Origin of the sequence: Ensifer sp. SL37 (assembly GCF_026672675.1) — a bacterium.
Classification (GTDB): domain Bacteria; phylum Pseudomonadota; class Alphaproteobacteria; order Rhizobiales; family Rhizobiaceae; genus Ensifer; species Ensifer adhaerens.
This window is the reverse complement of sequence record NZ_JAPPRN010000006.1, coordinates 3,024,488-3,043,797: the sequence shown is the minus strand read 5'-3', so window position 1 is coordinate 3,043,797 and position 19,310 is coordinate 3,024,488. Positions and strand designations below refer to the sequence as shown.

General features: G+C 63.4%; 20 protein-coding genes and 2 pseudogenes. 6 read left to right on the top strand and 16 right to left on the bottom strand.

Annotated elements, in window-relative coordinates; all coding sequences use genetic code 11:
- Positions 1–182: 182 nt before the first annotated feature.
- The 7 genes from OVA00_RS26905 to napE all read right to left on the bottom strand — a co-directional run bounded on the left by OVA00_RS26905 (position 183) and on the right by napE (position 5,875).
- Positions 183–605: a YciI family protein gene (locus tag OVA00_RS26905; RefSeq protein ID WP_060516071.1), complete on the bottom strand. Its 423-nt coding sequence runs from the start codon at positions 603–605 to the stop codon at positions 183–185.
- A gap of 587 nt (positions 606–1,192) precedes the next feature.
- On the bottom strand, positions 1,193–1,891 hold the full coding sequence (locus tag OVA00_RS26900; RefSeq protein ID WP_034793141.1) for a NapC/NirT family cytochrome c: 699 nt from the start codon (positions 1,889–1,891) through the stop codon (positions 1,193–1,195).
- Between the two features lie 4 nt (positions 1,892–1,895).
- The gene (locus OVA00_RS26895) at positions 1,896–2,351 is read right to left on the bottom strand and encodes a nitrate reductase cytochrome c-type subunit (protein ID WP_089043553.1); all 456 of its coding nucleotides are present in this window, start codon (positions 2,349–2,351) and stop codon (positions 1,896–1,898) included.
- Positions 2,352–2,395: 44 nt separating this feature from the next.
- Positions 2,396–4,903, bottom strand: a complete 2,508-nt coding sequence (gene napA, locus OVA00_RS26890) for a periplasmic nitrate reductase subunit alpha (RefSeq protein WP_060516070.1) — start codon at positions 4,901–4,903, stop codon at positions 2,396–2,398.
- Positions 4,900–5,184: a chaperone NapD gene (locus OVA00_RS26885; protein WP_034793133.1), complete on the bottom strand. Its 285-nt coding sequence runs from the start codon at positions 5,182–5,184 to the stop codon at positions 4,900–4,902. The genes napA and OVA00_RS26885 overlap by 4 nt, the downstream gene beginning before the upstream one ends.
- Complete coding sequence (gene napF, locus OVA00_RS26880; protein WP_089043552.1) at positions 5,177–5,677, bottom strand: ferredoxin-type protein NapF; 501 nt, start codon at positions 5,675–5,677, stop codon at positions 5,177–5,179. The genes OVA00_RS26885 and napF overlap by 8 nt, the downstream gene beginning before the upstream one ends.
- Positions 5,678–5,686: 9 nt before the next feature.
- Positions 5,687–5,875, bottom strand: a complete 189-nt coding sequence (gene napE, locus OVA00_RS26875) for a periplasmic nitrate reductase, NapE protein (RefSeq protein ID WP_034793129.1) — start codon at positions 5,873–5,875, stop codon at positions 5,687–5,689.
- Between the two features lie 389 nt (positions 5,876–6,264).
- On the opposite strand from napE, the gene OVA00_RS26870 reads away from it, so the two are divergent.
- Entirely contained in the window at positions 6,265–6,639 is a 375-nt protein-coding gene (locus OVA00_RS26870; RefSeq protein ID WP_060603604.1) for a DUF4180 domain-containing protein, read from the top strand.
- Positions 6,640–6,671: 32 nt separating this feature from the next.
- Positions 6,672–7,271, top strand: coding sequence for a GNAT family N-acetyltransferase (locus tag OVA00_RS26865; RefSeq protein ID WP_326494142.1), 600 nt, complete (start codon positions 6,672–6,674; stop codon positions 7,269–7,271).
- 36 nt (positions 7,272–7,307) lie between these two features.
- Here the strand turns inward: OVA00_RS26865 and OVA00_RS26860 are convergent, their stop codons facing one another.
- Positions 7,308–8,756 carry an MFS transporter gene (locus OVA00_RS26860; RefSeq protein ID WP_268089939.1) on the bottom strand — a complete coding sequence of 483 codons (1,449 nt, stop codon included), beginning with the start codon at positions 8,754–8,756 and terminating at the stop codon, positions 7,308–7,310.
- Positions 8,757–9,041: 285 nt separating this feature from the next.
- Between OVA00_RS26860 and OVA00_RS26855 the strand changes: the two genes are divergently transcribed.
- The gene (locus tag OVA00_RS26855; protein WP_090294445.1) at positions 9,042–9,932 is read left to right on the top strand and encodes a LysR family transcriptional regulator; all 891 of its coding nucleotides are present in this window, start codon (positions 9,042–9,044) and stop codon (positions 9,930–9,932) included.
- Between the two features lie 156 nt (positions 9,933–10,088).
- Positions 10,089–10,457 carry a VOC family protein gene (locus tag OVA00_RS26850; RefSeq protein WP_060583226.1) on the top strand — a complete coding sequence of 123 codons (369 nt, stop codon included), beginning with the start codon at positions 10,089–10,091 and terminating at the stop codon, positions 10,455–10,457.
- Positions 10,458–10,578: 121 nt separating this feature from the next.
- Here the strand turns inward: OVA00_RS26850 and OVA00_RS26845 are convergent, their stop codons facing one another.
- From OVA00_RS26845 to OVA00_RS26825, 5 genes and pseudogenes are all read right to left on the bottom strand, one after another.
- Positions 10,579–10,827 carry a hypothetical protein gene (locus OVA00_RS26845; RefSeq protein ID WP_034793118.1) on the bottom strand — a complete coding sequence of 83 codons (249 nt, stop codon included), beginning with the start codon at positions 10,825–10,827 and terminating at the stop codon, positions 10,579–10,581.
- Positions 10,828–10,888: 61 nt separating this feature from the next.
- Positions 10,889–11,068, bottom strand: a pseudogene (locus OVA00_RS40080) (arsenical-resistance protein); the annotation flags it as partial.
- Positions 11,056–11,214: pseudogene (locus OVA00_RS40075) on the bottom strand (arsenical-resistance protein); the annotation flags it as partial. The pseudogenes OVA00_RS40080 and OVA00_RS40075, both read right to left, overlap by 13 nt.
- A gap of 38 nt (positions 11,215–11,252) precedes the next feature.
- A complete protein-coding gene (locus tag OVA00_RS26830) occupies positions 11,253–13,562 on the bottom strand; it encodes a rhodanese-like domain-containing protein (RefSeq protein WP_268089937.1) in 2,310 nt (769 codons plus the stop codon).
- A 124-nt stretch (positions 13,563–13,686) separates the two neighbouring features.
- Positions 13,687–15,423: an adenylate/guanylate cyclase domain-containing protein gene (locus tag OVA00_RS26825; RefSeq protein ID WP_060516063.1), complete on the bottom strand. Its 1,737-nt coding sequence runs from the start codon at positions 15,421–15,423 to the stop codon at positions 13,687–13,689.
- 246 nt (positions 15,424–15,669) lie between these two features.
- On the opposite strand from OVA00_RS26825, the gene OVA00_RS26820 reads away from it, so the two are divergent.
- Both OVA00_RS26820 and OVA00_RS26815 read left to right on the top strand, forming a co-directional pair.
- Entirely contained in the window at positions 15,670–16,593 is a 924-nt protein-coding gene (locus OVA00_RS26820; RefSeq protein ID WP_268089936.1) for a bifunctional helix-turn-helix transcriptional regulator/GNAT family N-acetyltransferase, read from the top strand.
- 174 nt (positions 16,594–16,767) lie between these two features.
- On the top strand, positions 16,768–17,124 hold the full coding sequence (locus tag OVA00_RS26815; protein ID WP_090294177.1) for a response regulator: 357 nt from the start codon (positions 16,768–16,770) through the stop codon (positions 17,122–17,124).
- 120 nt (positions 17,125–17,244) lie between these two features.
- On the opposite strand, the gene OVA00_RS26810 is transcribed toward OVA00_RS26815, so the two are convergent.
- The 3 genes from OVA00_RS26810 to OVA00_RS26800 all read right to left on the bottom strand — a co-directional run bounded on the left by OVA00_RS26810 (position 17,245) and on the right by OVA00_RS26800 (position 19,271).
- The gene (locus OVA00_RS26810) at positions 17,245–17,853 is read right to left on the bottom strand and encodes a histidine phosphatase family protein (protein WP_268089934.1); all 609 of its coding nucleotides are present in this window, start codon (positions 17,851–17,853) and stop codon (positions 17,245–17,247) included.
- A gap of 112 nt (positions 17,854–17,965) precedes the next feature.
- Positions 17,966–18,307 carry a hypothetical protein gene (locus tag OVA00_RS26805; protein ID WP_143034194.1) on the bottom strand — a complete coding sequence of 114 codons (342 nt, stop codon included), beginning with the start codon at positions 18,305–18,307 and terminating at the stop codon, positions 17,966–17,968.
- A gap of 268 nt (positions 18,308–18,575) precedes the next feature.
- Positions 18,576–19,271, bottom strand: coding sequence for an SOS response-associated peptidase (locus OVA00_RS26800; RefSeq protein ID WP_268089932.1), 696 nt, complete (start codon positions 19,269–19,271; stop codon positions 18,576–18,578).
- Between the last annotated feature and the right edge of the window lie 39 nt (positions 19,272–19,310).

The following is a 19,310-nucleotide window of genomic DNA, read 5'->3' as shown; positions in this document are numbered from 1 at the left end:
AATCCGGCCCCCCGACCAAACACATTTGACCGTGACGGCGCTGCGTTCGAACTCACCGAGAACCGGGCTCGTCCCCTCTCCCCGCCTGCGGGGAGAGGGTTAGGGTGAGGGGCAAGCAGGGTTGCTCCCGGGTTAAACCTGAGGAGATGGGCAAGGCCACCCCAAGGTTCGGCTAACAGCCCTTACTGGTTGGCGATCTTCTCGCGCAGGCGCTCGTCCTGGGCGGCGATCTCCGGCGTCACCAAGTCGCCGAAATCTTCCATCTCGAAGACCGGGCGGATTTCGATTTCGCTCGGGCCCGGCATCGGGTTCGGGCAGCGCTTCACCCAGGCGATTGCCTCGGCCATGTCCTTGACGGTCCAGATCCAGAAGCCGGCGACCAGTTCCTTGGTCTCGGCAAAGGGGCCATCGATGACCATGCGGTCGGCGCCGTCGAAGGCGACGCGGGCGCCACGCGACGAGGGATGCAGCCCCTCGCCCGCCTGCATGATGCCGGCATTGACCAGTTCCTCGTTGTACTTGCCCATGGCTTCCAGCAGCTCGGTCGAGGGCATGTTGCCCGCTTCGCTGTCCTTGGTCGCCTTTACAAAAACCACTACGCGCATTGTCCATTCTCCTCTGTCACGCCAGTCCCGGTCCTCGTGACCTCTGGGGGTGCCGGCGTGGTGAAACCCAAATAGTGAGAGCAAGCTGCGGGCGAAAGACCCGCGCGGATTTTTTTCCTATCCCGCTCCGGTGGAGGAAGCCAGATTGCCTCCCTGCCTAAATGACGAACGGGAAATGGCGGCGCCGACAGCGGTGTCGAATATTTTTCAGAAAAAAGAATTGGCAGAAATGAAGAGAGAAAAGCGCTGCTCGACAAGTCCATCGCCGCAGATCCGAATGTGCGCCGTTGGCTCAAGAACCCCCAAGCCACTCCCCTCATCTGGCGGCTTGGCACGAGGCCGGCCCACCCTCATCTTTGTGCTCGTCACAGAGATCCAGCAGCCGTGCGTCGGCACGGCGGGAAGTACGGTCTTGGCACGACGCCTCTTGGGAACCAGGTCCCTCGCGCCGCCGACGCGACGCGGCTGAATTCCTGTGACAAGCACAGGAATGAAGGACGCACTGCCCAAGAACCGTAAAAAAGAGGGCCACACCGCACCGGCATGGCCCTGGAGAATTCAATGCAGCTCAGGCGGGCCGGCGCGTCTTACTGCGCCTGCATATGCAAATCCGCCATCGCTTGCCTCAGATCGTCGATCGGCGTCTGATTGGCCATCTTCTTGCCCTCCAGTTCCGGCGGCATCTTCCAGCCTGGATCGATGCCTTCCATGTTGGGCAGCTCGTGGGCGATGCCCTTATGGCAATCAATGCAGGTGGCCTTGCCCGAGAGCAGATAGCGGGTGTGGATCTCGGCCGCCCGCTGCGTCTGCTTCTGCAGGTCCATGGCGACGGAGGAATGGCAGTTGCGGCATTCCAGGCTGTCATTGGCTTTCATGCGCGCCCATTCGTGCTGCGCCAGTTCCAGCCGCTTCTCGAGGAATTTCGGCCTGGTATTGATCGTGCCGAAGATCTTGCCCCAGACTTCCTTCGAAGCCTGCATCTTGCGGGCGATCTTGTCGGTCCATTCATGCGGCACGTGGCAGTCCGGGCAACTGGCGCGCACGCCCGAGCGGTTGGAGAAGTGGATGGTGCGCGTCAGCTCCTGATAGACGTTGTCGTGCATCTCATGGCACGAGGTGCAGAACTTTTCGGTGTTGGTGAGTTCCAGCGCCGTGTTGAATGCACCCCAGAACATGACGCCGCCGATGAAGCCGCCGAGCGTGAGGAAGCCAAGGCCGAGCGTGCCGGCCGGCGTCTTCATGATGCCCCAGGCCCAAAGGATGATTTTCCTGATCCATGCGATCATGTCGTCACTCGCTTCCGGCCGGCTTGAAGCCCAGTTCGCTCATGTCCTTGAAATTGCTCGGCACCAGCGGGCTGGTATCGGCCTGCGGCACGTGGCAGGCGGTGCAGAAGTAACGCCGGGGCGAAACGTCGGCGATCATCTGCCCGTCGCGCGTCATGTAGTGGGTGACACTGATCATCGGCGCACCCGAATCCTGCGTGAACTCGCGCTTGTGACAGGACAGGCACCGGTTGGCATTGACCGAAAGCTCATAGCCCTCGATCGAATGCGGAATGACCGGCGGCTGATCGGGATAGGCGCGCATCTTGCGCTTGTCGTCGACCACCCATTTCGGCAGCGGTGCCGCCGCTTCCGTCGCCATCTGCGGCGTCGGCCCTTCGAGCTGCGGCACCAGTTTTTCCGCCACTTGGGCGACGGCCGCCGTCGTGACGAACATCAGAAGGCCAGCCGCAAGGGCCATCCATGCGGGCCGTTTGGCAACGGCCCGAACCAGCCGTGACCACCCTAGAGGGTGACGGGAAGAATCTTGACCGCGCATTTTTTGAAATCCGTCTGTTTGGAGATGGGATCGGTGGCGTCGAGGGTAACCTTGTTGATCAGCTGGCTGGCATCGAACCAGGGAACGAAGACGACGCCGGGCGGCATGCGGTTGCGGCCGCGGATGTCGACGCGCGAGCGGATCTCGCCGCGGCGCGAGACGATGCGCACTTCCATGCCCTGGTTGATGCCGCGCTTGCGGGCATCCTCCGCGTTCATGAAGACGCGCGCGCCCGGAAACGCCTTGTAGAGTTCCGGCACCCGCATGGTCATCGAGCCCGAGTGCCAGTGTTCCAGCACGCGGCCGGTCACCAGCCAGGTATCGTATTCGTCGTCGGGGGATTCGGCCGGCGGCTCGTAGGGCACCGCAAGGATGATCGCCTTGCCGTCCTTGTTGCCATAGAACTTCACGCCCTCGCCCGGCTTCACATAGGGGTCGAAGCCCTCGCGGTAGCGCCAGCGCGTCTCCTGGCCGTTGACCACAGGCCAGCGCAGCCCGCGCACCTCGTGATAGGTGTCGTAGGGCGCCAGATCATGACCATGGCCGCGTCCGAAAGTGGCATATTCCTCGAACAGCCCCTTCTGGATGTAGAAGCCGAAATCCTTGGCTTCGTTGTTGTCGTATTCGGCGCTGACATCGGTCAGCGGGAAACGATCGACTTCGCCGTTCTTGAACAGAACCTCGAACAGCGTCTTGCCGCGATATTCGGGGCTGGCGTCGAGGATTTCCTTCGGCCACACCTCGTCGGTGGTGAAGCGCTTGGAAAACTCCACCATCTGCCAGAGGTCCGAGCGCGCTTCGCCGCCCGCCTGCACCAGCTGGTGCCAGACATGGGTGCGCCGCTCGGCGTTGCCGTAGGCCCCTTCCTTCTCCACCCACATGGCGGCGGGCAGGATCAGGTCGGCGCTCATCGCCGTGATCGTCGGATAGGCATCGGAAACGACGATGAAATTGTCCGGGTTGCGATAGCCCTGCCAGGTCTCGTTGGCGGTGTTCGGCCCCGCCTGGACGTTGTTGTTGACCTGCACCCAGTAGAAATTGAGCTTGCCGTCCTTCAGCATCCGGTCCTGCTGCACGGCGTGGTAGCCGGGCTTTTCCGGAATGATACCGTGCGGAATGCGCCAGATTTCTTCGGCGTGCTTGCGGTGCTCGGGATTGGTCACCACCATGTCGGCAGGCAGGCGATGGGCGAAGGTGCCGACCTCGCGCGCCGTGCCGCAGGCAGACGGCTGCCCGGTCAGCGAGAACGGGCTGTTGCCGGGCTCGGAGATCTTTCCGGTCAGAAGATGCAGATTGTAGACCATCTGGTTGGCCCACACACCGCGCACATGCTGGTTGAAGCCCATGGTCCAGAGCGACATGACCTTGCGGCTCGGGTCGGCATAAAGCTCGGCCAGCTGCTCCAGGAACTCCGGATCGACGCCGGTCATCTCGGCGGTCTTCTTCAGCGTATATTCGGAAACGAACTCCTTGAACGCCTCGAAATCCATCGGCTCGGTCTTGCCGGGGTCCTTGGAGTTGGCGGCATTCACCTCGACCGGGTTGTCGGGCCGGAGACCATAGCCAATGTCGGTGACCCCGCGAGCAAACTTCGTGTGCTTGTTGACGAAGTCCTCGTTGACCTTGCCGGTCGTGATAATGTGGTTGGCGATGTAGTTGAGGATGACGAGGTCGGTGCCTGGCTTGAAGACGATCGGGATATCGGCCAGGTCCATGCTGCGATGGGTGAAGGTCGAAAGCACCGCGACGCGCACATGCGGCTGGCCGAGACGCCGGTCGGCGACACGGGTCCAGAGGATCGGGTGCATCTCCGCCATGTTCGAGCCCCAGAGCACGAAGGCATCGGCGTTCTCGAAGTCGTCGTAGCAGCCCATCGGCTCGTCCATGCCGAAGGTGCGCATGAAGGCGACGGCGGCGGACGCCATGCAGTGGCGGGCATTGGGATCGAGATTGTTGGAGCGGAAACCCGCCCGCATCAGTTTGGTCGCCGCATAACCCTCGAAGATCGTCCATTGACCGGAGCCGAACATGCCGACGGCCGTCGGGCCTTTCTCCTTCAGCACCTTCTTTGCCTGCTCGGCCATGACGTTGAAGGCTTCGTCCCAGCTGACGGGCTCGAACTCGCCGTCCTTGGCGTAAGTGCCGCCGCGCTTCCTCAAGAGCGGCGTCGTCAGGCGGTCGTTGCCGTACATGATCTTGGAAAGGAAATAGCCCTTGATGCAGTTGAGGCCGCGGTTGACCTCGGCCTGCATGTCGCCGTGGGTGGCGACAACCTGGCCTTCCTTCACGCCCACCATCACGCCGCAGCCCGTGCCGCAGAAGCGACACGGCGCCTTGGACCACTTGATTTCCAGCGCGTTGACGCCGCCCGGCACCGGCTGTGCGGCGGCAGGCAGCGCAATGCCGGCCGTGGCGGCGGCGATGCCGGCCGCATGGGCCTTCAGAATGTCACGCCGCGTCAGTTCTCCGCTCATGGCTCCTGCCCTTCCTCTTCCATTTCCACATGCTCGAAAACCATGTTGGCCGAGATCACCCCGTCGAGCAGCGAGATCTGAGTCAGCCGTTCGCCGAGCGCGCCCGTGCTTCTGCCTTCGATGACGACGACGATCTTGCCGCCGCCATGGCCATGGATTTCGACGTTTTCCATTCCCGCGAGCGTCGCCAGGATCGCTTCGGTGCTCTGCGGCATCGTGGCGACCACGGCGCTCGAAATGTGATAGGGCGTACCCGCCTTTGCCGCTGCGGCCTCAGACATGCGCCACCTCCACTTCCAATGCCTTCACTGCAATCGCACTCACCGGGCAGCCACTGAGGCAGGCGCCGCAGCCGGTGCATCGGTCTTCGTTGATCTCAGGCAGAAACGGCCCGCCGATACGCGGGCGAAAACGGATCGCCTGCTCCGGGCAGCTTTCGCCGCAGGACTGGCAGGCAATGTATCGGCGCGCGAGACAGGTATCGGTGACCGCGGCGACATGCGGGAAACGGCGCACGGCCTTCTCGGTGAATACCGGCTCGGGACAGGCTTCCTCGCAGGCACCACAGAAGGTGCATTCGCCGCCCGAAAAGTCGACGAAGGGAAGACCGTCAGAAAGACGGATTATGGCGGTGGGACATCGCTCCGCACAGGCGCCGCAACCGGTGCAGGCGGCAAGGCTGAGCTCCGAAACGCCCGGCGGGCGGATTCGGACGGGCTTTGCGGCAGCGCGGCCGGTAAAGAGTTCACGGCGTGAGAGAGGTTCGACCTTCATGGCTCGACCTCAATGCCCGGGCGGGCCCGGCGGGCCAAAGATGATCTGCAGCATCCAGACGAGGAAACCATAGCCGCCGACGATACCAACGGCGACGATCGGCCAGATGCCGAAGGCGAGCACGAAGAAGGTAATCAGCTCCGCGCGTCGCGAGCGCGGCGGCTTTTCGATCGGCTGTGCCTGAACGACTTCCGGCATTCCTGCGTCCCCCAACACAATCCAAGGTAAGATGCGCCACCGGAAATAAAAATCAATCCCGTGACCGGCCGATGACAGCTTTTCACCGTGCCTCAGAGTAAATGCCGAACAGAAGGGGTCATTGATCTGTGTCAAATTGACAGAAAACTGGTACCGGAATTCCCGAGAAATTCTCACGCGTCGTTCCGGCATAACTTGCGGACGCCAATCAGTTTTTGCGAATATCGATATATTTCTAGAAATACATCGCCTCATGCCCGCTCGGCCGAACCAGCCGGACATGCGGATACGGGAACAATCCTGCCGGCGGCGAACGCAACCTGCCCCGACGGCAGAACCCGAGGCAACAGCCCTTGCAACCCTGGGCTTTGCAGCCTACTTCTTGGCGCATGACACAGCTGATCGAAATCGGAACCGCGCGCGTGCTGCAATGCGCTGTCGATGGCCCTCTGCTTGCGGCACCGGGCGACGCCAATGATTTTCTTGGCAACGGCTGGGCGCATGAGGCCGACTTGCTGGCAGTCCCGGTCGAACGGCTGGGTCCCCATTTCCTCGATCTTTCGACCCGCGTCGCCGGCGAGGTGTTCCAGAAATTCGTCAACTACCGCATGCGGCTCGCCATCGTCGGCGATATCAGCACCAGGCTCGAAGCCAGCAAGGCGCTGACCGATTTCGTGCGCGAAACGAACAAGGGTGATTCGATCTGGTTCGTGCCGGATTTCGAAACGCTTCGCGCCCGGCTCGAGCGTTTGCCGACCGCCTGAACGCGGTAGTGTCTGACGATCAGTGCGGATCGATGGGGAAACCTCTGACAATGCGCCCATCCGCAGCGAACACTGGAAATCGCCCCGCGGTCACGCTGACGACCGATCGACTCGCGCTGCGCCCGACAACGCCCGCCGATGCGCAGCGCGCCTTTGAGATCCAGTCGGATTGGGACGTCACGAGGATGCTACGCATGGCGCAATTTCCACCCGATCCCGACGACATGACCGGCTGGTTCGGTGAGCACCGGCAGGAATGGATCGCCGGCACGGCCTTTCGATTTGCCATCGAGCGCAGAGGCCGCATGATCGGCCTGGTCGATCTCGACGAGATCGACGGCGAAGAAGGCGAACTCGGCTACTGGCTGGAGAAGCCAAGCTGGGGCCAGGGCTATGCCTTCGAGGCCGCGCAGGCGGTGGTGTCCTTCGCCTTCGAGCAGCTCGGGCTCGCGAGGCTGAAAACAGGCCACGCGGCCGACAATCCGGCCTCCGGCAAGGTGCTGCTCAAGCTCGGCTTTCGCCCTGAGAAAACCATGCGGAAGGCCTCCCGCTCGAGGGGCGAAGAGATCCTCCACCAGAGCTACAGCCTCGCGTCCGAGGCGTGGCGCAATCGGTCGGGTGCCGATCGCTGAGCGGCGGCGTGTCGGTGCGGTCCGTCTCTTGCGGGATCATCCCTCTCCAGCTGGCTCCGCGGCGACGGCCCGTTGTGCGCGCCTGAACGCCCTGTCCGCAACGGCGATCGCCAGCGCGGTCACGGTCAACAGCCCAGCCACCGCAAAGGTCACCTGCATGCCCCTGGCGACCAAGGCTGGCGCCGCCCCGGCCATGTCGCTTGCCGCCACGGCTGAGGCAAAGACCGCGCCCATGACCGATGCGCCGGTGACGAGGCCGAGATTGCGCGAGAGGTTGAGCAGGCCGGAAACGACGCCGCGCCGGTCCGCGCTCACATCCGCCATGACCGCCGTGTTGTTGGCAGCCTGGAACAGCTGGTAGCCGGGCGTCAAAAGCGCGATCGCCGCGACATAACCGGCAACGCCAAAAAGCCCCGGCAGCAGCACAAGCGCCGCGCAGCCCGCAACCATCGCGGCAAGACCGATCGTGACTACGAAGCCCGCGCCCAGGCGATCGACGATACGGCCGGCGACCACGCCACCGAAGGCCGAGATGACGGGACCGACCGACAGGACGAGCCCGACCATCGCCGCATCCAGCCCCAGCCCGCGCGACAGATAAAACGGCCCGACCACCAGCGTCGCCATCATCACGGTCGAGACCAGCGCATTGGTCGAAAGCCCGCGGCTGAAAACCGGATCGCGCAACATCGCCGGCCGGATCAGCGGCGAGGCTACCTTGGTCTCGACCCGCAGGAACAGTGCAAGACCCAAAACGGCGGCCGAAAGCAGCGCGACATTGAGCATGCCGAAACTGCCGCGGCCCACCGTCATCGCCAATGCATAGGCGCCCAGCGAAAGCGTAAGCAGCAAGGTGCCGGCGACGTCGAAGCGTGGGCGTTCCCTGCCCTCATACCCCTTGTCCGCCGGCAGATACCGATGGGCGAGCACGAGCGCCAGAAGCCCCAACGGCACGTTGACGAGAAAGATCGCCCGCCAACCGGGCCCGGCAATCAGCGCGCCGCCGAGCGACGGCCCGAGCGCTGTGCCGATGGCCGACATGGTGCCGAGCAAGCCCATGGCGCTGCCGGTCTTCTCCGTCGCCACCGTCTCGCCGACAAACGCCATGGTCAGCGCCATCATGATCGCAGCCCCGACGCCCTGCATCGCTCGCGCCGCGACGAGCAGCGGGAAAGCGGGCGTCAGGCCGCAAAGCACCGAGGCTGCGATAAAGAGCGCGATGCCGGCAAGCAGAAGCCGCCGCCGGCCGACGATATCGCCAAGCCGCCCGACGCTGACGATCAGCGTGGTGATGGCAAGCAGATAGGCAAGCACCACCCATTGCACCGCCTGGAACGAGACGCAGAAAGCATCCATCAGCGCCGGAAGCGCCACATTGGCGCTGCTGGTGCCAAGCGAAGAGAGCAGCATCGACAGCGACAGGCTGGTGAGCACGCAGCGAACCGAGGCGGTGGCGGGAGCGTTTGCAGTCTTCGTCGCGCTCATCGACCACCTCCCGCGCGCGAGGTTTCGCACCGATCTTTTGCAGCACGGGAAATCGCGGGGAAACAAGGCGATAGCGCGCTTTCATGATTCAAAATGGGCGGCAACGACTTCCGATCAGACAGGGAAATCGGGGCGGGCATCAGTGGGCATGAGATCATCGAAAAACCCTCCAAGGTCAGTTCTCCGAAAAAATAGACCTCGGCTTCATGTGGCGGAAGACGCAGCATTTGCACTTCATTCGTGCGTTTGACGCCACATCATGAGCTAACTGTGTTATGGATGGGCATGACCAGACCGGATCTCAACCTGCTCGTGACCCTCGACGTGCTGCTTGCGGAAGGCAGCGTCGCCCGCGCCGCCAGGCGCCTGCGGCTCAGCCCCTCGGCCATGAGCCGGGCGCTGGCAAGGCTGCGCGAGGCGACCGGCGATCCGCTTCTGGTGCGTGCCGGCCGCGGCCTCGTTCCGACGCCGAGGGCGCTGGAGCTGCGCACGCTCACCGGCCCCATCGTCGAAGCGGCCGAAGCCTGCCTTCGCCCGGCCGAGAGCCTGGACCTGAAGACGCTTGCCCGCACCTTCACGCTCAGGAACCGCGAGGGTTTCGTCGAAAACTTCGGCGCTGGACTGATTGCCCGTGTCGAGCGAGAGGCGCCCGGCGTGCGTCTGCGCTTCGTGCAGAAGCTCGACCGGGAAAGCAGCCCGCTTCGCGAAGGAACCGTCGATCTCGAAACTGCCGTTGTCGGCGACATGACGGGCCCGGAGCTTCGCGCCCAAGCCCTCTTCCACGACCGTTTCGTCGCCGTGGTCCGCCCGGGCCATCCGCTGACATCAGGCGAAGTGACGCCCGCCCGCTACGCCGAAGGCCACCACATCCATGTCTCGCGCCGCGGCAACGACGTCGGCCCGATCGACACTGCCCTCCAGGCCCTCGGCCTTAGCCGCAAGATCACCGCTTCCGTCGGCAGCTTCTCCGAGGCCCTGGCGCTTGTCCGCGCCACCGACCTCGTCGCCAGCGTGCCCGAGCGCTACACCGGAAGCCTGCGCGAAAACCTCGTCACCTTCCCCCTGCCCGTCGCCCTGCCCGAAATCACCATTTCGTTGCTCTGGCACCCCCGCCTCGACGCCGATCCGGCGCACAGGTGGCTAAGGGGATGCGTGCGGGAGGTCTGCGCCGTGTGACGCGCCGCGCGGCAAGAGGCCAGGCCCCGAGCGCATACCGATGCGCCCCCAAGGACCTACGGTTGCCTGCAACAGGCCATCGGGCTATCAGCCCAATCCCGGCCGCAAATGCGCCGCCTCGCCAGCGCACCTCAAACCCGCACACAGGAGAACGCGATGTTCGACCACGTCAAATTCGGTGTCCGCGACTATGCGGCAAGCCTCGACTTCTACCTGAAGACGCTCGAACCGCTCGGCGTTTCGGTGGTCGATCATGGCGCGCATGGCGTGGAGATGAGTACGGACGGCAAGTCGTCGCTGTGCCTCTACCAGACCGAGGAATCGCCGGCGCACCTTCACCTCGCCTTCATGGCCACGACCCGTGAGCAGGTCGACGCCTTCTACAGCGCAGCCCTTGCGGCCGGCGGCAGGGACAACGGCGCGCCGGGCCTGCGCCCGCGCTACCACGCCAACTATTACGCCGCCTTCGTTTTCGATCCGGATGGCCACAACATCGAGGCTGTCTGCCACGAGCCTGAGGCCTGATCCGACCAAGATCGCGGCAAGGAGCCGCCATCGATGCCCGGCAAACGAGCTGGGCCTTGATGGCGACAGGCTGAAGTCTACGTGGCGTTGCGCCCCCGCTTCAGGGCGGACGGCGCGACGCTCAAAACCAATAGCGTCTCATCCGCGCCAGGAATTCGACCGTCGTCACGGGAAAGCCTGAGCCACTGCCGATGACGGAATCGATGCCGCAACGGGGACAGATCGCCGTTGTGTCATCGTCGATCCATTCGTTGATCTCGGCCGCCGGAAAGATCTCGCAACAATAGAAGCATCCGCAGGACGGGCTCGCTTCGATTTCCGCTCGATGGTTGGCGCAATGCTTGTGCGCCTGGATGACGATTTCGTCCATCCGTCATCATTGGCGCATGTATCAAGGGCTGTCCAGCGAGCGCGACACGCGCCTCCATCGCTCATGCGCCTTTCGAGACGGAATTCCGGGCCACCGCCGGCGCTGCCTCGTACCAGTCCCTGGACCTGTTCACGATCCAGACGACCGACAGCATCACCGGCACCTCGATGAGTACCCAGACGACGGTCGCGAGCGCGGCGCCCGACTGGATGCCGAACAGGCTGATGGCGGCGGCAACGGGCGGAAGAGCCAGCCGATGAACAACCATGCCAGCAGGGCCATAGAGAATGGCTTGATCGCCCAGTTGATGAAGAGCGTCACGCCGATGCCGCGCCAGTGGCGCCCCAGCTCGGACAGCGACCGGAAGTCGATCTTCATCAGCATCGGGCCACGGTAGCAATGGATCGGGGACATCCCTGCCCGAACTACTTGCCGACCTCGATCACGAGCGGGTAGCCCTCGTCATCCCACTCCAGAAATCCGCCGGCGAAATAGTAGACGCGGGTGTAGCCCCAGGCGATCGCCTTGGCCGACGCATAGGCGGCATGGGTGCAGTTTCTGCCCTGACAATAGAAGGCGACCTCGTCTGCCTTTCCCACCACCTTGGCGAGGCTTTCCTTCGATAGCGCGGTCAGCAGCGACAGATTGACGGCCTTGGGGAGATGGCCAATGTCATAGGTGAGCGGCGCCCGCACATCGATGAAGGTGACGCCGCGCGCAAGCAGCGCTTTCACTTCCGCAACGTCGACCTTTATCGTTCGCTCGACGCTGAACTCGCCCTTCGTCAGCGAAATGAACTTGGCATAGTCGTCGAAGGCAAGGTCCGTGCCGGCCCCTTCCGGCAATCCGGCCTTGCGAAGTCCCTCCTGCAGCCGCGCGATATAGGGTCTGTGGTAGCTGAAGGCGCTGCCATACCAGTCATAGGCGCTTTCCTGGACGGTGAGCGGATCTCCCAGCGAGGACGCCGCCAGCTTGTTGTACTGGTCGACCAGCCTCTGAATGTCGCTCGTGCGGCCGAGATGTCCGTAGCTCGAAGTCAGCGTGGCGTAATCCCCCAAGAGTTCGGAGCTTTTCTCGAGCACCCGCTCGTAAGTGGCGGCGGCCTCGTCGTATTTGCCTTGAGAAAACAGCGAGACGGCGAGCATGCGCAGCGTTGCCCGCGTCGGGTGAGGATCGAACCGCATCGCCAGGCGCGCCTCCTGTTCCGCCTCCGTCGCGCGTCCCGTCGCATTGAGGATCCGCGCCATGCCGACATGGTTGTCGGGATCGTTGGGCGCAAGCGTCATCGCTCGGTCGATGGCGGCGAAGGCTTCGTCGTAACGCCCCTGCTGCGCAAGCACCTGCGCCGAGACGGCATAGGCAAGCGGCGTCGGCCTCTCCATCGCCTTTGCGAGATTTCTGGCGAGGTTCCTGGACGCGGCCTCCCTGCGGGAATAATCCCAGGAGAGGGTGCTCGCCCGCCAGTTTGCCGCCGCCAGCGACGCGTAGGCACGGCTATAGTGCGGGTCGAGCACGATCGCCTTCTGGAAAAATGCGGAAGCTGCTACCGTTTCCGCTTCGCTGTCGCGGCGAAGATGCTCCCAGCCGCGCAACAGGGTATCGTAGGCCTTCGGGTTCGTCGTTTCCGGCACCGCCGCCACGTTCTTTTCGGCACTCGTCAGCTTCACGGAGAGCGTCGAGACGATCTGTCCGATCACCTTGTCCTGCAGCCCGAACACGCCGCTCATTTCCCCATCATAGCGCTCGGCCCACAGGTGGTGCCCGTCGATCGCGTCGATCAATTGGGCATTGACCCGAACCTGGTTTCCCTCCCGACGGACGCTGCCCTCAAGGATATAGTGGACGCCCAGTTCCGCCCCCACCTGCTGCGCCTTGGTGGGCTTGCCCTTGTAGGCAAAGGTCGAGTTGCGCGCGATGACGAAGATGCCCGACAGTTTCGACAGTTCGGTGATCAGGTCGTCGGTCATGCCGTCGGCGAAGTAGCTTTGCGCTGAATCGGAGCTGAGATTTTCGAAAGGCAGCACCGCGATCGAGGGCGTCTGCGGCAGCGGCAAGGCGCTCCGCGCAACGGACGCGGGCTCGACGCTCTCGCGCCTCTGCACCAGCCACGTCGCGGCAAGGCCGGTCGCAACGATCACGGCCAGCGCAGCCGCAATGCGCCAGCCGCGAAGGGTCTCGAAGGTGAAGCGCCGACTTTTGAGATCTCCGTCGAACTGCACCCGGTAGACGCGGACGGGCCGCTGGATGTTCTTCACGTGATGCTCGCCAATGAACTCCAGCGGCAGTTCGAACTTGCCCTGCAGGTGGTCGAAGGCGGTGCCGGAGACGAACAGGCCCCCTGGCTCGCACATCTGCTCGAGGCGGGCTGCGACGTTGACGCCGTCGCCGAGCAGATCATCCCCCTCGACGACGACATCGCCGAGGTTGATGCCCATGCGCAGCAGCAGCCGATGCTCGCGCGGGATATCCGCCTGGCGCGCCGCAACCCTGTTTTGCGACGCGACCGCACAGGCGACGGCATCGACGACGGAGCCGAATTCGACGATCGCACCGTCGCCCATCAGTTTGACGATGCGGCCGTGGTAGTCCTGCATGAGGGGATCGAAGATGTCGCAACGCCACGCCTTGATGGCTGCGAGCGTACGGGCCTCGTCGGCCTCCATCAGCCGCGAGTAGCCGACAACGTCGACGGCAAGAATGGCCACCAGCCGCCGTTCTGCGCGAACTGCTTCCATAGCCACCTCTCCCGACGGTGCAGCAGGCTCCGCAATTGCGTTGTCAGGGGCGGAAACGCATCCTCCTCGCCTCCGGATCCGTGCTTGCGTCCACGCGCGGGCCTTGAGCGCGCGGGCCCGCTTTTCACCCCGCCCCCGCCTTCACCAGCCCCTCGCGCAGATGCTGCAGGTCCTCCTCCTGCGCATAGTGCATGGTCGCCAGAAAGGTCTCGATCTCGAAGCTCGGCGCCAGCGCCTTGACCTTGCCGATATGCGCGCCCGCCGCAATCGCATCACCGCGCCAGCCGTGGCAGGCGGCGACGAAGGCGTGCTGGGTCTCGTCCATCGAGGTCAGGTGCATGAAGGCCTCGATCGCCTCGCCATATCGGCGCGCAGCGAAATGCGCCTTGCCGAGGTGGCTCCAGAAGCGTTCCGGGTGGTGCGGGTTGAGGCGCATCGCCTTCAGGATCCATTCCGCTCCCTCCTCCGGCCGGCCGAGCCAGGTCAAGAGTTCGCCCTGCTGCACCACGACGAGGTCGTAATTGGGGTTGAGGAACAGCGCCCGCTCCTGGTGATAGCGCGCCGTCGTCAGTTCGTTGGTGTTGACGTTGACGGCGGCAAGGATGCGATGCACGTCGGCGTCGTTGTCGTCGAGCGCAAGCGCCCGTTCGAGCTCGGCATTGACCTCGGCCCAGGTCGCCTCCTTGTCGGCACACCAGCCGTAGACCCAGGATTGCCCGAGGATGCAGGCCCGCCAGGCATGCGCGTGGGCATAGCCGGGATCGAGCGAAACGGCACGGTCGATCAACGCCTGCGCCTGCCTGTTGTCGTCGGCACTGCTGCGGTGATGCAGCACCTTGGCGGCAAGCGCACATTCATAGGCCGCCATGTTGGCCGGCTTGGTGCGCGAAAGCTGGTCGCGCTGGGCAGCCTCCAGCCGACCGGGCACGGTCGCGGCGATCGCCGCCGTCACCTCGTCCTGAATGGCGAAGATGTCATCGAGCTGCCGGTCGTATTTGTCGGCCCAGATGTGTGCGTCGTTGACCGCGTCGATCAACTGGACGGTGACGCGCACCCGCTCGCCGATCTTGCGCACGCTGCCTTCCACCAGATATTGCGCCCCGAGGCTGGCGGCCACCTCGCGCACGTTGACCGACTGGTTCTTGTAGACAAAGGAGGAGTTGCGCGAGATGACGAAGAGCTCATGCCTTCGCGAAAGCTCGGTGATGATGTCCTCGGTCAGCCCGTCGGCGAAGAACTCCTGGTCGGGATCGCCGCTCATATTGTCGAAGGGCAAGACGACGATCGTCGGTTTGCAGACGCCCTTTTTCGCTTCGCTCCCCCCCGTCGAGGCCGGAAGGTCCAGACCCTCGAGACCGACGCGGTAGAGGCGCACCGGCCGGCTGATGTTCTTCAGCGTCTTCTCTCCGAGATCTTCGATCGGCAATTCCAGCCGGTCAGCCACTTGTGTCGCCACTGCTGCTGTCACGCAGATGCCACCGACCTCGGCCAGCTGCTCGGCGCGCGCGGCGATGTTGACGCCGTCGCCGAAGATGTCGTCGTCCTCGAAGATGATGTCGCCGAGATTGATGCCGATGCGAAATTCGATCCGCCGGTCCTCCGGTACATCGGAGTTCCGCCTCTTCATGCGCTGCTGGATCTCGACCGCGCATTTGACCGCATCGGTCACGCTCTGGAATTCCACCAGCAGCCCGTCGCCGGTGGTCTTGATCAGCCGCCCCTTGTTCTTGGCGATCGCGGGATCGATGAGCTCGATGCGGTGCGTGCGGAGCCGCGCAAGCGTGCCCGCTTCGTCGGCCTCCATCAGCCTGGAGTAGCCGGCCATATCGGCCGCCAGCACTGCGGCTAATCTCTGCTCCATGGGCTTGCCAAACACGTTGAAAAGCGGCCCGTTCCGGATTTCCGGACCTAAGAGATATCCGATCCGATATTATCGCAGCCTGAAACGATCTCCTACCTAAATTAGCAAATGCAAAAACCAAAAGGGAACGCACATGCGCCGGCGCTCGGCAGCGGGCGGTCCCGCAGGCCTTGGCGCATTCCTGCTTGACAATACTTGCCTTAGGCAACTAATTATCTGATCAAGGCAAATTCATAAAGGCATCCCATGTCTCCGCAGCAAATCGATGACCGCGCCCAGACGGTGCGGCGCTTCAACCGCTTTTACACCCGACTGATAGGCCTGCTGCACGAGCATCTGCTCGCCAGCGCCTTCTCGCTGACCGAAGTCCGGATTCTCTATGAGTTGGCGCATCGCTCCGGTCTGACGGCGAGCGACCTCTGCCGCGAACTCGGCCTCGATGCGGGATATCTCAGCCGCGTCATTACCGGGTTCGAGAAGAAGGGGCTGATCGAAAAGACCCGTTCGCCGGCCGACGGCCGGGTCACGCAACTCGAGCTGACGGAGGCGGGGCGCGCGATCTTCCAGCCCCTGGAGGATGCGTCACAGCGCGAAGTCGTCGCCATGCTGGAAAAGCTTTCAGTGCCGGAACAGAAGCAGCTGGTGGGCGCCATGGGCGAGATCGAAAGCCTGCTTGCCGAGGAGCGCACGCCGGGCTTCATCCTGCGCGATCCGCAGCCGGGCGACATGGGCTGGGTGATCCACCGGCAGGGCGCGCTCTATGCGCAGGAATATGGCTGGACCACCGCGTTCGAAGCGCTGGTCGCCGAGATCGTCGTCAAATACATGCACGACTACGATCCGAAGTCGGATCGATGCTGGATCGCCGAAAAAGACGGCAAGGTCGTCGGCTCGGTATTTCTCGTCCGCCACGATGAAACGACGGCGAAGCTGCGCCTGCTCTATGTCGAGCCCACCGCCCGGGGCCTCGGCATCGGCCGTCGGCTGGTCGAGGAATGCATGCGCCACGCCCGCCTTCTGGGCTACCACCGCATGATCCTGTGGACCAATGCCGGCCTCGACGCCGCCCGCCACATCTACGAGAAGGCCGGCTTCGCGCTGATCGAGGAAGAACAACACCACAGCTTCGGCAAGGATCTCACCGGCCAGATTTTCGCGCGGGACCTGTAGGAACGGTCCGCCGGTCACGCCCCCCGACCAGGTCGGGTTTCGGCACCAGGCTTATCGAATTCTCCGTGAGAAGCGAATTGGGCGCGCGCGTGGAACTGAACTATGCACCAAAGGGTTTGGCAGTAGAGATCGCTACGCCCCTGTCACCGGTCTCCAAAGACAGAGACTGGTTTCATGTCCAAGTCCGTGCTTCTCGTCGAGGATGAGTTCCTGATCGCCATGGACCTCGAGCTGCTGCTGGAAAGGCACGGCTGGCATGTCTTGGGACCCGCCGCGACGGTAAAGCAGGCCCTGCAGCTCTTGCGAAGCGCCGAGCCGGCGGTGGCCATTCTGGACGTTACCCTGAAAGACGGCACCGTGACGCCGGTGGCGGAGGCGCTTCGGGCGCAGAGCGTGCCCTTCGTGCTTGCCAGCGCCTATGAAAAACCGGAGCAGGTCGGCGGAGAGGTTCTGGCGGGGGCAGTCAATGTCGGCAAGCCGGCGGATACGCGGGCGTTGCTGAGCGCTCTGGAGCAGGTGATGCAAACGTGATGCTTGCGCAGTCCGCGCCTGCCTTTGGCCGATAGCCCTCCAACCGCGAAGAAACGTCGATCCACGGCGGCGGCCACTGGAAAGGCCCGGGCGCCGACACGAGGTGCCGCGCTGGTGTTTTCACTCGGTAGCGGACGCCAGTTGCTGGCCGGTCGATACGCCGGTGACGAGGCTGAACGCCCCATCGCCGAGACGATAAAATCCATCCTGCGGCACCGGCAACTCCAGCATTTCCCGCCTGGAGAGGCCGGCATAGACGCCGCGCAGCAACCGGCCGAACAGCCCATGGGAAATCGCGACCGTCGGCCGCCGGATATCCGCAAGCCAGCTTTCCGCCCGCGCACAGGCGGCATCGAAACTCTCCCCATCCGGCGAACGGAAATACCAGTCGAAGACATCGGAACCATCGAGTTTGCCCGGATACTCCATGTCGATCTCGAACTTGGTCATGCCATCCCAGCAGCCGACCGAAACCTCCATCAACCGCGCATCCTCGCGGCTCGCAAGCGGCAGCACCCGCTGCACCCTTTCGGCGGTTTCGCGGGTCCGTCCGAGCGGGCTGACATGCATCTCGAACGACGGCACCTCATCACCAATCTCGGCGCGAAGGAGGTTGGCGACAGCATCTGCCTGCTCGACGCCAAGCCTCGTCAGCGGCGAATCCAGCTGCCCCTGGAACCGACCGAGCGTGTTCCAGACGGTTTCGCCATGGCGGAGAAGATAGATCAAGAGATGGCCTTCCTTCAAAATTTGTGGCTATCGGTCGCTGACGTTCGAACCGGTGTTCGGACCTGCCTTGCGCCGCAAGACCAGGGTCTCGCCGCAGCGCTTACCGTCATCTTCAGCGCGACAGGTCCCAAAACTCCACCTGATCGCGTTGGCCGAAGGCCACTTCGATGGCAACTGCCCCCGCAGACTTAGGCTGCTCGATCACACACAGCACATAGTAGGACACATTCGGAAGCGGATTGTGCTCCGGTTCATCGTGTCGGGAGCAAGTCACGTAGCGCATCCGGTCGACTTCCCCACGTTCCGCGAGGTGCTTTCTCAAACGAGCCTTGGCTTGATCTTCCGGACTTTCGTGTGATTGCAGCGTTTCGCCGTAGATGTACACGGCAGCGATCAGGACTGCGAATGTGGCTGCGAAGGCCTTCAACATCGTTTTGCCGGATGGATTTGTCATGTCCTGGCATCAACCAAAACCCGAACTCCCTGCCATTCGCTCTGTCTGGAACCCAGGCATCTAGATCAGGTCGCGGAGAGGTTGTCGAGATTTGAGCTTGCTTACTCATCGGGCGATCCGGCTCGTTCGGGGGCCACACCTCTCGCATCATGCGAAGGATCGCCTTCAATTGGCGCCACAATCAAGGGATTGGTGTCGCCACAGCAAAGCTGCAGGGCAGCGGTTCGAGACATCAGAATTTGCCTTCGTTTTTCAGCATGCTTCTCCTTCAATCCACCGGATCCAAGATATCCCGCGTATCGTTCTTCGGCGAGCCGACCTTGCTGCCGATCTTCCACATCGTCATGAGCTCAGGCGGAAACGGCTTCATCAGGTCAGGGGCTTCCGGCTCCGGCGAAAGCCAGCGCTCGTAATCGTCGGGATGCAGGATGACAGGCATGCGGTCGTGGATGTCGGTCATCATCGCGTTGGCGTCGGTGGTGACGATCGCAAAGGTGCGTATATCCTCGTCGGTATCGGGGTTCCGCCAGCTCTCCCAGATGCCCGCAAGGCAGAACGGCTCGCCCGTTTTCATGGCGATTGCATAGGGCTGCTTGTCCTTGCCGGTCCCGTGAATGTCCTTCCATTCGAAGAAGCCGTCGATCGGCACCAGGCAGCGGCGGCGCTGATAGGACGAGCGGAATTTGCTGGCGATCGTGTCGGAACGCACGTTGACGAGCGGCCTGCCCGCTTTCGGGTCCTTGGTCCAGCTCGGGATCAGGCCCCAGCGGGCCGAGACGAAGACCGGACCGAAGAGATCGGGATCGCGGATCACGTCGCGGATGATGATCGGATAGGTGAGCGTCGGCGCTCCGTTATAGCGCGGAAACTGGTTGGCGATCGTCTCGACGCCGCCACGCTCGGCAAAGCCGAAGGCGCGCAGCAACCCCTCCAGATTGGTCTTCAGATAGACGCGTCCGCACATGGTGGCTCCTTCCGCCCGCGGCTGCATGCATAGCTATGG

What these genes read in the sequence shown, in the direction of transcription:
- napA (WP_060516070.1), bottom strand. Translation starts at nt 4,903, where the DNA reads ATGAGCGGAGAACTGACGCGGCGTGACATTCTGAAGGCCCATGCGGCC.
- OVA00_RS26870 (WP_060603604.1), top strand. Translation starts at nt 6,265, where the DNA reads ATGACACAGCTGATCGAAATCGGAACCGCGCGCGTGCTGCAATGCGCT.
- OVA00_RS26900 (WP_034793141.1), bottom strand. Translation starts at nt 1,891, where the DNA reads ATGATCGCATGGATCAGGAAAATCATCCTTTGGGCCTGGGGCATCATG.
- napF (WP_089043552.1), bottom strand. Translation starts at nt 5,677, where the DNA reads ATGAAGGTCGAACCTCTCTCACGCCGTGAACTCTTTACCGGCCGCGCT.
- OVA00_RS26830 (WP_268089937.1), bottom strand. Translation starts at nt 13,562, where the DNA reads ATGGAAGCAGTTCGCGCAGAACGGCGGCTGGTGGCCATTCTTGCCGTC.
- OVA00_RS26805 (WP_143034194.1), bottom strand. Translation starts at nt 18,307, where the DNA reads ATGACAAATCCATCCGGCAAAACGATGTTGAAGGCCTTCGCAGCCACA.
- OVA00_RS26845 (WP_034793118.1), bottom strand. Translation starts at nt 10,827, where the DNA reads ATGGACGAAATCGTCATCCAGGCGCACAAGCATTGCGCCAACCATCGA.
- OVA00_RS26815 (WP_090294177.1), top strand. Translation starts at nt 16,768, where the DNA reads ATGTCCAAGTCCGTGCTTCTCGTCGAGGATGAGTTCCTGATCGCCATG.
- OVA00_RS26865 (WP_326494142.1), top strand. Translation starts at nt 6,672, where the DNA reads ATGGGGAAACCTCTGACAATGCGCCCATCCGCAGCGAACACTGGAAAT.
- OVA00_RS26905 (WP_060516071.1), bottom strand. Translation starts at nt 605, where the DNA reads ATGCGCGTAGTGGTTTTTGTAAAGGCGACCAAGGACAGCGAAGCGGGC.
- OVA00_RS26860 (WP_268089939.1), bottom strand. Translation starts at nt 8,756, where the DNA reads ATGAGCGCGACGAAGACTGCAAACGCTCCCGCCACCGCCTCGGTTCGC.
- OVA00_RS26855 (WP_090294445.1), top strand. Translation starts at nt 9,042, where the DNA reads ATGACCAGACCGGATCTCAACCTGCTCGTGACCCTCGACGTGCTGCTT.
- OVA00_RS26820 (WP_268089936.1), top strand. Translation starts at nt 15,670, where the DNA reads ATGTCTCCGCAGCAAATCGATGACCGCGCCCAGACGGTGCGGCGCTTC.
- OVA00_RS26800 (WP_268089932.1), bottom strand. Translation starts at nt 19,271, where the DNA reads ATGTGCGGACGCGTCTATCTGAAGACCAATCTGGAGGGGTTGCTGCGC.
- OVA00_RS26850 (WP_060583226.1), top strand. Translation starts at nt 10,089, where the DNA reads ATGTTCGACCACGTCAAATTCGGTGTCCGCGACTATGCGGCAAGCCTC.
- OVA00_RS26825 (WP_060516063.1), bottom strand. Translation starts at nt 15,423, where the DNA reads ATGGAGCAGAGATTAGCCGCAGTGCTGGCGGCCGATATGGCCGGCTAC.
- OVA00_RS26885 (WP_034793133.1), bottom strand. Translation starts at nt 5,184, where the DNA reads ATGTCTGAGGCCGCAGCGGCAAAGGCGGGTACGCCCTATCACATTTCG.
- napE (WP_034793129.1), bottom strand. Translation starts at nt 5,875, where the DNA reads ATGCCGGAAGTCGTTCAGGCACAGCCGATCGAAAAGCCGCCGCGCTCG.
- OVA00_RS26895 (WP_089043553.1), bottom strand. Translation starts at nt 2,351, where the DNA reads ATGGCCCTTGCGGCTGGCCTTCTGATGTTCGTCACGACGGCGGCCGTC.